At 70.0% G+C, this 13,985-nt stretch carries 14 protein-coding genes; 8 read left to right on the top strand and 6 right to left on the bottom strand.

Annotation, left to right across the window (positions count from 1 at the left end; translation table 11 throughout):
* Positions 1 to 14: 14 nt before the first annotated feature.
* The 5 genes from OB895_RS13975 to OB895_RS13955 form a co-directional block, all read right to left on the bottom strand.
* On the bottom strand, positions 15 to 1,148 hold the full coding sequence (locus OB895_RS13975; protein WP_079113636.1) for a bifunctional 2-methylcitrate synthase/citrate synthase: 1,134 nt from the start codon (positions 1,146 to 1,148) through the stop codon (positions 15 to 17).
* A gap of 2 nt (positions 1,149 to 1,150) precedes the next feature.
* Entirely contained in the window at positions 1,151 to 2,053 is a 903-nt protein-coding gene (prpB, locus tag OB895_RS13970; protein ID WP_079113637.1) for a methylisocitrate lyase, read from the bottom strand.
* Positions 2,054 to 2,249: 196 nt separating this feature from the next.
* Positions 2,250 to 3,776, bottom strand: coding sequence for an MmgE/PrpD family protein (locus OB895_RS13965; protein ID WP_079113638.1), 1,527 nt, complete (start codon positions 3,774 to 3,776; stop codon positions 2,250 to 2,252).
* On the bottom strand, positions 3,773 to 4,441 hold the full coding sequence (locus OB895_RS13960; RefSeq protein WP_079113639.1) for a GntR family transcriptional regulator: 669 nt from the start codon (positions 4,439 to 4,441) through the stop codon (positions 3,773 to 3,775). The genes OB895_RS13965 and OB895_RS13960 overlap by 4 nt, the downstream gene beginning before the upstream one ends.
* Before the next feature lie 229 nt (positions 4,442 to 4,670).
* Positions 4,671 to 5,651 (bottom strand): EamA family transporter, encoded by a 981-nt coding sequence (locus OB895_RS13955; RefSeq protein ID WP_079113640.1) that lies wholly within the window; start codon positions 5,649 to 5,651, stop codon positions 4,671 to 4,673.
* 39 nt (positions 5,652 to 5,690) lie between these two features.
* On the opposite strand from OB895_RS13955, the gene OB895_RS13950 reads away from it, so the two are divergent.
* From OB895_RS13950 to OB895_RS13915, 8 genes are all read left to right on the top strand, one after another.
* Positions 5,691 to 6,227 (top strand): CGNR zinc finger domain-containing protein, encoded by a 537-nt coding sequence (locus tag OB895_RS13950; protein ID WP_079113641.1) that lies wholly within the window; start codon positions 5,691 to 5,693, stop codon positions 6,225 to 6,227.
* A gap of 161 nt (positions 6,228 to 6,388) precedes the next feature.
* Entirely contained in the window at positions 6,389 to 7,372 is a 984-nt protein-coding gene (locus OB895_RS13945; RefSeq protein WP_079113642.1) for an acetylxylan esterase, read from the top strand.
* A gap of 224 nt (positions 7,373 to 7,596) precedes the next feature.
* Positions 7,597 to 8,187 (top strand): glucose-6-phosphate isomerase family protein, encoded by a 591-nt coding sequence (locus tag OB895_RS13940; protein WP_079113643.1) that lies wholly within the window; start codon positions 7,597 to 7,599, stop codon positions 8,185 to 8,187.
* An 8-nt stretch (positions 8,188 to 8,195) separates the two neighbouring features.
* On the top strand, positions 8,196 to 9,698 hold the full coding sequence (xylB, locus tag OB895_RS13935; protein ID WP_079113644.1) for a xylulokinase: 1,503 nt from the start codon (positions 8,196 to 8,198) through the stop codon (positions 9,696 to 9,698).
* On the top strand, positions 9,698 to 10,654 hold the full coding sequence (locus OB895_RS13930) for an NAD(P)-dependent oxidoreductase (protein WP_079114071.1): 957 nt from the start codon (positions 9,698 to 9,700) through the stop codon (positions 10,652 to 10,654). Before xylB ends, OB895_RS13930 begins: the two co-directional genes overlap by 1 nt.
* Before the next feature lie 11 nt (positions 10,655 to 10,665).
* A complete protein-coding gene (locus OB895_RS13925; protein ID WP_079113645.1) occupies positions 10,666 to 11,610 on the top strand; it encodes a shikimate dehydrogenase family protein in 945 nt (314 codons plus the stop codon).
* The gene (locus OB895_RS13920) at positions 11,610 to 12,578 is read left to right on the top strand and encodes a phosphotriesterase family protein (protein WP_079113646.1); all 969 of its coding nucleotides are present in this window, start codon (positions 11,610 to 11,612) and stop codon (positions 12,576 to 12,578) included. Before OB895_RS13925 ends, OB895_RS13920 begins: the two co-directional genes overlap by 1 nt.
* A 24-nt stretch (positions 12,579 to 12,602) precedes the next feature.
* Positions 12,603 to 12,899: a putative quinol monooxygenase gene (locus tag OB895_RS13915; RefSeq protein ID WP_079113647.1), complete on the top strand. Its 297-nt coding sequence runs from the start codon at positions 12,603 to 12,605 to the stop codon at positions 12,897 to 12,899.
* Between the two features lie 63 nt (positions 12,900 to 12,962).
* Here OB895_RS13915 and OB895_RS13910 read toward each other — a convergent pair whose 3' ends face one another.
* Entirely contained in the window at positions 12,963 to 13,964 is a 1,002-nt protein-coding gene (locus OB895_RS13910; protein WP_042541376.1) for an ABC transporter substrate-binding protein, read from the bottom strand.
* Between the last annotated feature and the right edge of the window lie 21 nt (positions 13,965 to 13,985).

Raw genomic sequence — 13,985 nt, 5'->3', positions numbered from 1 at the left:
GGCCGGTGCCCTGCTCAGTCCTCGATGTGACGCTCGTCGACGCCGTCATAGAGCGACAGCGGGCGGATCAGCGCGTTCGCTCCGGCCTGCTCGATCACGTGCGCGGTCCACCCGGTCACGCGCGCCGCGACGAACAGCGGCGTGAACGTGAGGGTGTCGAAGCCGATGAGGTTGTAGGCAGGGCCCGACGGATAGTCGAGGTTCGGGTAGATGCCCTTGCGCGCGACGAACTCCGACTCGAGCGCGTCGTACAGCTCGGCCACCTCGGGGCGGTCGTAGTGCTCGACGAGAGTGTCGAGAGCGGCCTTCATGGTGGGCACACGCGAGTCGCCGCTCTTGTAGACGCGATGACCGAAGCCCATGATCTTGCGCTTCTCGGCCAGGGCGTCGTCGAGCCAGGGCACGACGTTCGAGGCCTCGCCGATCTCGTCGAAGATGTGCAGCACGGCCTCGTTGGCACCGCCGTGCAGCGGGCCCTTGAGCGCGCCGATCGCTCCGACCACGGCCGAGTAGAGGTCACTGAGGGTCGAGGTGATCACGCGGGCTGTGAACGTCGAGGCGTTGAACGAGTGCTCGGCATACAGGATCATCGAGCGGTTGAACGCATCGACGACCACCGGATCGGGCTCCTCACCGAACGTCATCCAGAGGAAGTTCGCCGAGTAGTCGAGGTCGTCGCGGGGCTCGATGAGCTGCTCCCCTCGGCGGCGACGCTGACCGTAGGCGACGATCGCCGGCAGCGCCGCGAACAGACGGATGCTGCGCTCGAGGTTCTGCTCGGGGCTGCCGCCGGCATCCAGCACCGATCCGCCCGCGTTCGGGTCAGAGGCGCCGATCAGGCTGACCGCCGTGCGCACCTCGTCCATCGGGTGGGCCTCGACGGGCACCAGGTCGATCGCCGTCTTCACGTTGTCTGCCAGCGCGCGGTGCTCACGCTCCGTCGCGCGGAAAGCCGCCAGCTGTGCGGCATCCGGCAGCTCTCCGTGCCAGAGCAGGTACGCGACCGCCTCGAAGGGCTGCGTCGCCGCCAGTTCCTGCACGGGGTAGCCGCGGTAGAGCAGGCTGTTCGTCTCGGGGTTGACCTTCGAGATCGCGGTCGTGTCGACGACGACCCCGGCGAGGCCCTTCTTGATGTCCGGCTCGGTCATGCTCACTCCTTCGTGACGGTGAAACCTGCGACGCCCGAGTCGAACTGCTTGTAGGACTCGTAGTCGATCAGGTCGTAGAGATCGGCACGGTGCTGCATCTCACCGAGCTTCGAGGTGAGGTGCCCCTCCTCGTTCAGCGTATCGAGCGCACGGCCCGCCGCGCCCATCGCGATGCGCAGCAGCGACACAGGCCAGATGACCATGTTGACGCCGACGTCGCGCAGCTGGTCGACCGAGAACAGGTCGCTCTTGCCGAACTCGGTCATGTTGGCCAGGATCGGCACGGCGAGTGCGGTCGCCATCGCCTCGAATTCGGAGAGCGTCCGCATCGCCTCGGGGAACACGGCGTCTGCCCCTGCATCCACCAGCGCCTTGGCGCGGTCGATCGCGGAATCGAGCCCCTCGACGGCGCGGATGTCGGTCCGCGCCATGATCAGGAAGTTCGGGTCGCGACGGGCGTCGGCCGCCGCTCGGATGCGACGGATCGCCGTGCTCTCGTCGACCACGCTCTTGCCGTCGAGGTGGCCGCAGCGCTTCGGGTTGATCTGGTCTTCGATGTGGGTGCCGGCGAGGCCCGCATCCTCGAGCTCCTGGATCGTACGGGCGACGTTCATCGGCTCGCCGAAACCGGTGTCGGCGTCGACGATCGCCGGGATATCGGTCATGCGCGCGATCTGCTTCGCCCGCCCCGCGACCTCGGTCAGCGTGGTGAGGCCGATGTCGGGAACCCCGAGCTCGGCGGACAGCACCGCGCCCGAGATGTAGACCCCGTCGAATCCCTTCTGCTCGATCAGGCGGGCGCTCAGCGGGTTGAAGGCACCGGGGAACCGCAGCAGCTCGCCGCTCGCGAGGCGTTCGCGGAACAGGCGGCGCTTCTCGGCCGGGGTGACGTGCGAGTACAGCATCAGTTCTCCTCAAGCGTGTCGCGCATCGATACCGCGTTTCGTCTCGCTCGGCTTCGCCGTGCTCGCTCAACGACCGGGGGTCCCGCTCCCTCGGTCGTTGAGCGAGGCCCACGAAGCGGACCGAGACGAAACGCAATGCCCTCGGTCGTTGAGCGAGGCCCACGAAGCGGACCGAGACGAAACGCGGTGAGATTCATCAGAACAGGCCCTTCGGAGCATCCGCCGCGTCGAGCAGGCCGGGCTTGGCGATGATCGACAGTTCGCCGACCTCGGCGGCCGTGAGCTCGGGCAGGCGCTGCACGAGCTCGAGGAACCGCTCGATCTCGGCCGGCCCGAGCACGGGCTCGGCCAGCAGTCGGAACTTCGCGATGTAGTTGGCGCGGGCGAACGGGCGCGCGCCGAGCGGATGCGCGTCGGCGACGGCGATCTCGTCGACCACGGTCGTGCCGTCGGTCAGGCGGAACTCCACGCGACCGCCGAACGCCTTCACATTGGGGTCTTCGGAGTGGTAGCGGCGCGTCCACTCGGCATCCTCGGCCGTGGTGATCTTGTGCCACAGAGCGACGGTGTCTTCGCGACCGGCCCGCTCGGGCGTGTACGAGTCGACGTGGTGCCAACCGCCGTCCTGCAGGGCGACAGCGAAGATGTACGGGATCGAGTGGTCGAGCGTCTCGCGCGAGGCCGTCGGGTCGTACTTCTGCGGGTCGTTCGCGCCAGAGCCGATCACGTAGTGCGTGTGGTGGCTGGTGTGCAGCACGATCGCCTCGATGTTCGCGGGGTCGCGCAGTGCCGGGTTCTCGGTGCCGAGCTTGCGGGCGAGGTCGATCCACGCCTGCGCCTGGTACTCGGCCGAGTGCTCCTTCGTGTACGAGTCGAGGATCGCGCGCTTCGCCTCGCCCGCGGCGGGCAACGGCACCTCGTAGGCGGCATCCTTGCCGTCGAGCATCCAGGCGATCACGCCGTCTTCACCCTCGTAGATCGGGGCGGGGCTGGTCTGCCCCCGCATCGCCCGGTCGACCGCCTCGACGGCGAGCTTGCCCGCGAAGGCCGGGGCGTGCGCCTTCCACGTCGAGATCTCGCCCTTGCGGCTCTGTCGCGTGGCGGTGGTGGTGTGCAGGCCCTGACCGACGGCCTGGTAGATCGTCTCGACGTCGAGCCCGAGCAGGGTGCCGATGCCGGCGGCGGCCGACGGGCCGAGGTGGGCGACGTGGTCGATCTTGTGCTTGTGCAGGCAGATCGCGCGCACGAGGTCCATCTGGATCTCGTAGCCGGTCGCGATGCCGCGCAGCAGCGCGCGGCCGTCGGCCTGCACGTGCTGGGCGACGGCCAGGATCGGCGGGATGTTGTCGCCCGGGTGCGAGTACTCGGCCGCGAGGAACGTGTCGTGGTAGTCGAGCTCGCGCACGGCGACGCCGTTGGCCCAGGCCGCCCACTCGGGGCTGGTGCGGTGGTCGAGCGCCGCGCCGAAGACCGTGGCGCCGATGCCGCCGGTCGAGACGGGGTGGCTGAACGCCTGGGCGCGGGCCGCGTTGATGGGGCCGCGGGTGAGCGATGCCGCGGCGACCGACGCGTTGTCGATGATGCGGTTGATGATCATGTCGGCGACGTCCTGCTCGACCTCGACCGGGTCGGCGGCGACCTCGGCGATCTTCCAGGCGAGCTGGTCTTCTCGAGCGAGGTTCTCGTCGCTGCGGTGCACGCGGACGTGGTGGGTGACGGTCATTTCACACCTTCTGGGTTGGCTGTCAGGGAGTCGAGGATGCCGGTGAGCGCGTTGTGGAGATGCACGTGAGTGGCGTGCGCGGCGAGGTCGCCGTCTCGCGCACCGAGCGCTGCGGCGATCGTGCGGTGCTCGGCCGCGGAGGCCGCGAGGCGGTCGGGCTTGTCGCGGGCCATGCGCCGCACCCGCACGAGGTGGGTGCGCACGGTGCGCAGCGCCGAGGCGATGTAGTCGTTGTCGACGGCCTGGTCGAGAGCGGCATCGAAGCGGGCGATGAGGGCGTAGTACGCGTCGCGGCCTTCGACGGCGGCGAGATCGACGTGCGCGAATTCGTCGGCGAGCGCGGCGAACAGCGAGGCATCCCCTCGCTGGGCGGCGAGTCTGGCGGAGGTCTCCTCGAGCGCGCGGCGGATCTCGAAGAGGGCGCGGATGTCGTCGGCATCCAGGTCTGCGACCACGGTGACACGCGGCGACTGCTGCACGACCAGGCCGTCGGCCGCGAGGCGGCGCAGGGCCTCGCGCATCGGCGTGCGGCTGATGCCGAGGCGAGCGGCCTGCTCGACCTCGCCCAGCACGAACCCGGCGGGGAGGGCGCCCGACTGGATCTCCTCCAGCAGTGCCGCGTGGGCTCGGTCGCTCGCGGTGGTGCGATCGGCGACAGAGCTCATGCCCTCAGTGTATACATAGAAGCGGCATTTGCGGACCGAGTCACTGAATCAGTGGCTAGACGTATACATTGAGTGCCCCGATGGCCGGAGCCGCGCGGCCCCGGCGTGCGCGCAGCCCGATCGGCGGATGGTCAAAAGAGCATCCCACGCCCGGTGGGTGGTCAAAGGAGCATCCGAAGAGCCGCCCAGAGGTGCGAATGTGACCACGCACCGGCACCCCCGCGTGTGACTACCGCTGCGGCACCCCCACCGCATCCGGAACCGGTTCGACGAACTCCGCAGGGCGCGGCTCGCCGAGCTTCACGACCACCACTCCGACGAGCACGAGCGCTCCGCCGAGAGCCTGCAGCAGGTCGGGCAGCTGTCCGAGCAGCAGCCAGCCGAACAGCAGTGCGGCGACGACTTCGGAGAGTGCGACGAAGGATGCGAGGCGCGAGCCCAGCATCCGGGTCGATGCGATGCCGAGCACGTAGGCGAGGGCAGTGGCGATGAGGCCGATCGCCAGCACCGGCACGAACCACGGCACGGTGCCGAAGCGGTAGGTGATGTCATCGGTCGTCCAGGCGATGGGCAGGATGCCGACGAGGCCGGCGATCGTGAGAGCGACGGCGCCGAGCAGCAGCCCTCCTCCGGCGAGCGCTATCGGCGGCAGGCCGGTGTCGGCCTTGGCCGAGAGCAGGAAGTACGTCGCGGCGCCGACCATCGCGGCGAGCGCCCAGAGGATGCCGGCGACGTTGACCTCGGCACCGGTGATGATGTCGAGCATCAGCACGAGACCGACGAAGGCGATGGCCGCGCCGATCACACTGCGGCGACTCGGCCGTTCACCCCGCCGGATCCACAGCCAGAGGATGACGGCGATCGGGGCCGTGTACTCGATGAGCAGCGCGAGGCCGACATCCATCACGGCGACCGCCTGGAAATAGCAGAGCTGCGTGGCGGTGACGGCGAGGAGTCCGTAGGCGGCGACCATGCCCGCGTTCTTCCTGAGCACTCCCCAGCGACCCCGGAGCGAGATGATCGTCGGCACGAGCAGCACGAGAGCAGCGACCCAGACCCGCGCGGTCACTGCCGCACCGGGGGTCCATCCCGCGTCGATGAGTCCTCGAGCCCAGGCGCCGGACATCCCGAACGCGAAGGCCGCGCCGATCGCCAGGGGCAGACCGAACCGCACACCCGGCGCAACGATGTCATTTGCAACCTTGCTCATGACAGGTGACGCTACTCTCGCGGGATGTAAGGTGTCAACATGAACTTCACCGATGACACGGAGGAGGCTCTGCGCTCGGCCGTCTGGCTGGTGAACTCGGCAGAGGACCCGGAAACTCTCGAGACGCTCGCCGACTACGACGCCTTCCTCGCCGACTTCCCCTACTCCGGCCGGCTCGACCGGGACGAGGCCGAGCTGGCTTCGCTGCGAGACCTGCGCCCGCGCCTGCGCGCCATGCTGCTCGCGCCCCGCGACGAGATGGCCGAGCACGTCAATGCCGCTCTCGCCGAGGCGCATCTGGCGCCGAGACTGGTGCGCCACGACGGGGTCGACTGGCACCTGCACGCCGTCGCCGACGAACGCCCGCTCGCCGAGCGCGTGCTGATCGAGACCGCCATGGCGCTGATCGACGTCATCCGCGCCGATGAGGGCTCACGCATCTCCATCTGCGCCGACGACACCTGCGAGGCACTCGCGCTCGACTTCTCGCGCAACCGCTCCAAGCGCTTCTGCTCGACGACCTGCACGAACCGCAACGCCGTGGCCGCCTATCGCGCGCGGCGCGCACGCGCCTGAGCCCTGCGCCGTGGCCCGACCGGGCCTGAGCCGACGCGCCCTCGGCGTCGTCCGCGGCCCCGCCTGAGACCAGGAGAACCGCGCCGGATCAGGAGGTTCTCCGCGGGATGCTCCTGATCTCGGCACACTCTCATGATGTCGGCCGGTAGCCTCGGTGACCGATGAGCATCTCCCCCTCCCCCTACGACATCTGGTTCGCCGACGCCGAGTTCGACGCGAGCTACGGCCACACGCTGAGCACGCTCCGTGCGATCGCTCCGGTCGCCGCACCCGACGGATTCGCCGAGCGGTGGCAGGGCTGGCGACAGCAGGCGAAGACGGTGGATGCCGCACCCACTGTGCTGTCCGCCGAGACCGCGCACGGCCGACGTGTGTCGGTCATCGAGCATGCGGGAGTCGACGGCACCCGCCTGCGCGCCTGGCTGGTCGACCCCCTCGCCGCCCCGGCGCGCGTCGGTGTCGTGCACAGCCACGGCTACGGCGGACGGGATGCGGTCGACCTCGCTCGCATACCCGACGATGCGGCCGCGATCTTCCCCGTCGCCCGAGGGCTGCCCACGCTGAACACGGGCGTCGGCGCCCCCGCACCCCAGGCCGAGCATGTGCTGTCCGGGATCGAGAGCCCGGACTCGTACGTGCTCGGCCTCTGCGCCCGAGACCTCTGGCTCGCTGCGGATGCTCTCACCACCCTCGTCGGCGCCCTGCCCCTCTATTACGTCGGCGAGAGCTTCGGCGGCGGCATCGGCGCGCTCGCCCTGCCGTGGGACGACCGCTACGTCGGGGCGACCCTCATCGTGCCGAGCTTCGGACAGTACGACGAGCGCCTCGCCGTGCACTGCGTCGGCAGCGGCGAGACTGTGCGCGACCACGTCGCGGCGCATCCGGAGGCCCGCGAAGTGCTGCGCCTGTTCGACGCCTCGACGGCCCTCGGCTTCGCCCGCATCCCGGTGCGCGTCGAGGCGGCGCTGTGGGACCCGTACGTGCCGCCGCCCGGACAGTTCGGCGTCGCGAACGCGGCTCGGATGCTCGAACTCGCCGTCCTCCCCGCGGGCCACGCCGAATATCCGGGGGTCGAGGAGGTGGCGTCCGGGGCGGTCCGCGACGGCAGGTCCCACCTCGCACGCGCGCTGCACGCAGCATCCTGAGATCAGGAGAATGCGTCGAGATCAGGATGATTCTCGCCCTTCTCGCCTGATTCGGGTCGATCCTCCTGATCTCGCGTCCCGCCGGCAGCGGCCCCGCCACCCGCGCCCACACCCGCGCGCTCAGCCCCGCGCATCCGAGCACTGGACGCCACTTGTCATAACAGGTACACTCGACTTGTCATTACAGGTTGCGCAGCGCCGCAGCACCCGCACGAGGAGCATCGATGCCCCAGTTCCACACCCCTCCGATCTCGCCGATGGCGATCGCGTTCGACGCCGAGAAGCTCACGCTCTCGCCCGAGGGGCCCACCCTCACGCGCCGGATGTCCGACCTCGAGGGCCTGTTCCTCGACGCGGATGCCTGGGCCGCCGCATCCGCCGGCGACGATCCCGTCGTCTACACGGTGACCAGCTCGCCCGTGCCCGAGGCCGACCGGGAGCTGCCGCAGTCGATCACGACGATCATGCCCGGCGACACCTCGGGTGAGCTCTGGATGACCAAGGGGCACCAGCATCCGAACCACCAGGGCGAGATCTACCTCGCGCTGAAGGGCCGCGGCGGTCTGCTCATGTTCGACGGCGAGCGCACCGAGTGGCTCGACATGCTCCCGGGCACCATCGGCTACATCCCGCCCGGATGGGCGCACCGGTCGGTGAACACGGGCGACGAGCCCTATGCGTTCCTCGCGGTGTATCCGGGCGGCGCCGGCCACGACTACGGCTGGGTGCTCGAGCACGGCATGGGCTCCCGGGCGTATCGCTCGGCCGAGGGCGTCGACCTGCGCCCCTATTCCGCGTCCCCCTCCGCGGAATAGGCTCGGCCATGCTGATCGCGCACGACCTCGGCACCACCGGCAACAAGGCGTCCCTGCACCACGACGACGGGCGCCTCGTGACCTCGGTCACGGTGCCCTACCCCGCACACTTCGCCGCCGGCGGCATCGCCGAGCAGGATCCGGCGGACTGGTGGGATGCCGTCGCCTCGGCGACCCGGCAGCTGCTCGTCCGCGCGGGAGTCGCCCCCGAGACCGTCGTCGGCCTCGTCGTCAGCGGCCAGATGATGGGCACAGTGCTGCTCGACGCCCACGGCGAGCCGGTGCGCCCCGCGATCATCTGGGCCGATACGCGCTCGGGTGCGCAGACCCGCGCGCTCGAAGAACGGCTCGGCGCCGCGGACGCGTATCGCGCGCTCGGCCACCGTCTGAACCCGACGTACTCGATCGAGAAGATCATGTGGGTGCGGGACAACGAGCCGGATGTCTGGGCTCGGGTGCGCCATTTCTGCGTCGCCAAGGACTACATCGTCTACCGGCTCACCGGACGCCTCGCGACAGAGCGCTCCGACGCCTCGGGCACGAACGCCTACGACCAGCTGCGGGGCACGTGGTCGGCCGAGGTTCTCGCCGCCGCCGGCCTCGACGCCGCGCTCTTCCCCGAGATCCTCGAGTCGACGACCGTCGCCGGAACGCTCACGACCGCGTCTGCGGATGCCCTCGGGTTGTCGACATCGGTCCGCGTGGTCATGGGAGGCGGCGACGGACCGCTCGCCGCTGTGGGCTCGGGCATCGTCGCCCCCGAAGACGGCGCCTACGTGTGCCTGGGCACGTCGTCGTGGATCTCGTTCGCCAGCCTCATCCCGCTGCACGACCCTCAGATGCGCACCATGACCTTCGACAACGTCGTGCCCGGTTCGTTCGTGCCCACCGCCACCATGCAGGCCGGCGGGGCATCGGTGCAGTGGATCGCCGAGGCGCTCTCGCCCGACCCCGCCCACCCCGACACCGCGCGCCTCACCGCAGAGGCCGGCGGCGACCTCGACACGGAAGACCTCTACTTCCTGCCCTATCTCCTCGGCGAGCGCTCTCCCCTGTGGGACCCGCACGCCCGGGGCGCCTTCGTCGGCATCGGGCGGCACCACACCCGCGCGCACCTCACGCGGGCCGTGCTCGAAGGCGTGGCCTACAACCTGCTCACCTGCATCCAGGCCTTCCGCGAATCCGGAGCCGCGATCGACCGCATCGACGCGGTCGGCGGCGGGGCGCAGAGCGACGCGTGGCTCGGCATCCTCGCCGACGTCTGGGGCGTGCCGATCCGCCGCCGCACGATCGTCGAAGAGGCCAACAGCCTCGGCGCCGCGGTCACCGGTGCGGTCGGGCTCGGGCTCGCGGACTTCTCGGCGGCCAGGGCGCTCAGCGAGGTCACGGCGGAGTTCGCACCGGATGCCGGTCGGCACGCCGTGCACGCGCAGCGGCATGCCCGCTTCGTCGACGCCTACGCGGCCCTCGAGCCGTGGTTCACCGCCGCGCCGCCGGCCGAGGAGCGCTGATGGGCGTCATCCTCGCCACGAGTCGGTCGTTCTCGGACGGCGATCTCGACCTCGTGGGGCGGGCCAGGGCCGCGGGTCACGAGGTCGTCCGCGGACCCGCGCACCACGGTCTCGCCGAGCTCGCGCCCCTGCTCGCGGCAGCCGAGGGGTGGATCGCCGGCACGGGGCCGGTGACCGACGAGCACCTCGCGGCCGCTCCGAACCTCAGGGTCGTCGCCCGCTACGGCGTCGGCACCGAGGCCGTCGATCTCGATGCGGCGCTGCGACGCGGCATCCCCGTGACCAACACCCCGGGCGCGAACGCGGATGCTGTCGCCGACCATGCCGTCGGTCTCATGCTCGCGGCACTCCGGTTCATCCCCGACGGCGATCGCCGGGTGCGCGCGGGCGACTGGAGCGTGCGACGGGGGCGGGAGCTCGGTGCTGCGACAGTCGGCATCGTCGGCTTCGGACGCATCGGTCAGGGCGTCGCCCGTCGCCTGAGCGGCTTCGGCTCGAGGGTTCTTGCGACCGACCCCTTCCTCCCGGCCGACGTCATCGTCGAGAGCGGTGCCGAGCCGACCGATCTCGATGCGCTGTTCCGCTCGGCCGACCTGATCACCCTGCACGCCCCCGGTGGACAGACGCTGGTCGACGCGGCGCGGCTCGACAGCATCCGACCGGGCCTGATCCTGGTGAACACCGCGCGCCCCGACCTCGTCGACGAGGCGGCCATCGCGGACGCCCTGCGCGACGGCCGTCTGGGTGCATACGCCGCCGACACCCTGAACGGCGACACCGCGGCGAGTGCGAGCCCGCTGCTCGCCGACGACCTCGCAGATCGGGTGACCGTCACCCCGCACCTCGGCGCCCAGACGACCCAGGCCGTCGACAACATGGGCTCGATGTCGCTCGACGACGTGCTCGCCGTGCTCGCAGGGCGCTCCCCCGCCCACCCCGTCTCTCCCCGACTCTGAAGGACCAGGCCATGACCATCACCGAGACTCCCCCCACCACGACCGGCGGCTACATGGGCTTCGTCGGCGTGAGCACCGGCTCGTCGTCGATCATGAAGGTGTTCCCGAAGTGGGCCGAGGTGCTGGGGCTCCCCACCGAGAACCTCATCGGGCACGACCTGCCGATGGATGCCACCCCTGAGCAGTACGTCGCGATGGTCGAGCAGATCCGCGACGACCCCCACCACCGCGGCGCACTCGTCACGACTCACAAGATGAACGTCTTCGCGGCGGCATCCGACCTCTTCGACGAGCTCGACCCGTTCGCCGTATCGTGCTCCGAGATCTCGAGCATCTCGAAGCGGGGCGATCGTCTGATCGGCCGCGCCAAGGACCCTCTCACGGTCGACCTCGCGCTGAACGACTTCCTCCCGACCGACCACTTCGCCCGCACGGGTGCCGAGGTCGTGATCCTCGGCGCCGGCGGCTCCGGCACGGCCCTGAGCTGGGCGCTGGCCGAGCGCGCGGACGCTCCGGCGAAGATCACCGTCACCGCCCGCGACGACGACAAGCTCGACCACCTGCGCGAGGTGCACCGCCAGCACGGCACCCCCGAGGGGCTGATCACCTACGTGCGCACCGACACGGTGCAGGATGCCGCGGCGATCGTCGCGGCCGCCCCGGCGGGGTCGCTGATCGTGAACGCCACGGGCCTCGGCAAGGACCGCCCCGGGTCGCCGCTGCCCGACGACGTCGTGTTCCCGACCGACGCGTGGGTGTGGGAGTTCAACTACCGCGGGTCGCTGGAGTTCCTGCACCAGGCGCGCGGGCAGCAGGCCGAGCGCGCACTGCACGTGATCGACGGCTGGCGCTACTTCATCCACGGCTGGTCGCAGGTCGTCGCCGACGTGTTCGAGATCGACCTCACCCCCGAGATCGTCGAGCGGCTCGCCGAGGCTGCCGAGTCGGTGCGCTGATGCCCGTCATCCGAACCGTGCTCGGCGACGTCGACCCGGCGCAGCTCGGGGCGACGAACTATCACGAGCATCTGTTCCAGATCTCGCCGCTGCTCGTCGGCGACGAGCTCGACGACGAAGACCTGTCGGGTCGCGAGGCCGCGCTGCTGAAGGCCAGCGGATTCACGGCGATGGTCGATGCCACTCCGTTCGGCCTCGGGCGCGACCCCGAGGCGGTGGCCCGCATCAGCGCAGGAACCGGCATGCATGTCGTCGCGACGACGGGGCGCCACCGCGAGGCGCATTACGGTGCGGATCATCCGCTGCAGGTGTGGGGCGTCGAGCGCCTCGCCGAGCTCTTCGTCTCCGAGGTGACTCGCGGCATGGTCGTCGACGATGCACTGGTGTTCGAGACGCCCGACGTCCCCCGTGCGGCAGCACCCGATGGCGCCGTGGTGCGCGCCGGGATGCTCAAAGCGGGCGTCGACTACTGGAGCATCAGCACCTTCGAGCGCACGACGCTGCTCGCGGTCGCCGACGCGCATCGAACGACCGGGGCACCGGTCATGGTGCACCTGGAGTTCTGCACCGCCGCCCACGAGGTGCTCGATCTTCTCGAGGCCGAGGGCGTGGCATCCGATCGTGTCGTGCTCGCGCATGCCGACCGAGACCCGGATGCCGGCCTGCACGCCTCGCTCGCCGAGCGCGGCGCCTATCTGGGATACGACGGCTTCGCCCGCCCGCGCACGAGGTCGGATGCCGAGCTGCTCGCCCTGACCGAGCGGGTCGTCGAGCTCGGCGCCGTCGACCGGGTGCTTCTCGGCGGCGACGTCGCCCGTCGAACCCGGTACATCTCGTACGGCGGAATGCCGGGACTCGCCTACCTCGGCGAGCGCTGCCTCCCGCGGTTGCGGTCGGCGGTGGGCGAGGATGCAGTCGAGCGGATGCTGGTCGCCAACCCCGCGCGTCTGCTCACCCTGTCTGCCTGATCCCCATCTCCGAGGAGCACTCCCATGATCGAGCCCACGATCCTGCACGCGATCTTCACCGCGCGCCCCGAGCAGGGCGACAACGTCGCCGCACTGCTGCGCGACTTCGCCGAGGTCGTGCGCGCGGAAGAGGGCAACGTCGTGTTCGATGCGACCCGGCTGGTCGACGACCCCGACCGCTTCTTCGTCTACGAGGTCTACCGCGACGAGGCCGCCTTCCAGGCGCACCTCGCCGCTCCCGCCGGAGTGCCGTTCAACGAGGCCCTGCAGCAGCTCATCGTCGAGCCCTCGTCGATCCTCACCTTCCTGCGCCGCATCTGACCCCCGCACACGCAGAGAAGCCCCCCGCCCGAAGGCGAGGGGCTTCTCCGTGATCTCAGCGGGTCACTCGTAGAGGACCGCTGCGATGTCCTCGTCCTCGAGGTTGGTGCTGTCGTACCAGTACGAACCCGTGTCGTAGAACTCGTCGACCGAGTCGCCGTTGGCCGCGTCGTAGGCCGCCTGCACGACCTGCTCGCCGATGCCGATCGGGTCCTGCGTGATGGCGCCGGCCATCGTGCCGTCCTTGATCGCGTTGATCTGGGCTGCGCCCGAGTCGAAGCCGACGATCGTGATCTTGCCCTTCTCGAGACCCAGCTCGTTCACGGCGTTGACGACGCCGATGGCCGAGCCCTCGTTGGTGCCGTAGATGCCCTTGAGGTCGGGGTGCGCCGCGATCAGCGTCTTGGCGATGTCGGCCGACTTCAGGTGGTCGCCGTCGCCGTACTGGATGTCGACGATCTCGATGTCGGGGTAGTCCGCCTCGATCTTCTCGACGAAGCCGTCACGACGCTCGACACCGGTCGAGTTGATCTGCGAGTGGCCGACGATCGCGACCTCGCCCGATCCGCCGATCAGGTCGGCCATGTGCTCAGCGGCCAGCGCGCCGGCGACCTTGCTGTCGGTGGCCGAGAGGCTAAGGCCCACGTCGCCGTCGCACGGGGCGTCGAAGTAGACCACGGGGATGTCCTTCGACTTCGCCTGCTCGAGCGGGGCGACGCACGCCTCGGGGTCGAGGGCTGCGTAGGCGATGGCATCCGGGTTCTTGTCGATCGCGGCGGTCAGCATCTCGAGCTGCTGTGCGATCTCGGTCTCGGCCGCGGGACCTTCGAACGTGATGCGGACACCGAGCTCTTCGGCCTTCTGCTCCGCGCCCTTCTTGACGGCCTGCCAGAACTGGTGCTGGAAGCCCTTCGAGACCATGGCGATGTACATCTCGCCGTCGCCGCTGCCTCCGTCGCCGCCGCTGCCTTCTTCGATGACGTCACCGCCGCCGGCACAGCCCGCGAAGACGAGGGCGGATGCGGCCACGAGTGCCGCGAATGCGGTCTTCTTGCCGAATTTCATGGAAACTCCATTGTTCTCTGT

It is taken from the genome of Microbacterium forte, from assembly GCF_031885415.1.
In the GTDB taxonomy this organism is placed as follows: domain Bacteria; phylum Actinomycetota; class Actinomycetes; order Actinomycetales; family Microbacteriaceae; genus Microbacterium; species Microbacterium forte.
Note: the sequence above shows the minus strand (reverse complement) of the source record. Positions and strands in the feature narration are given on the sequence as shown.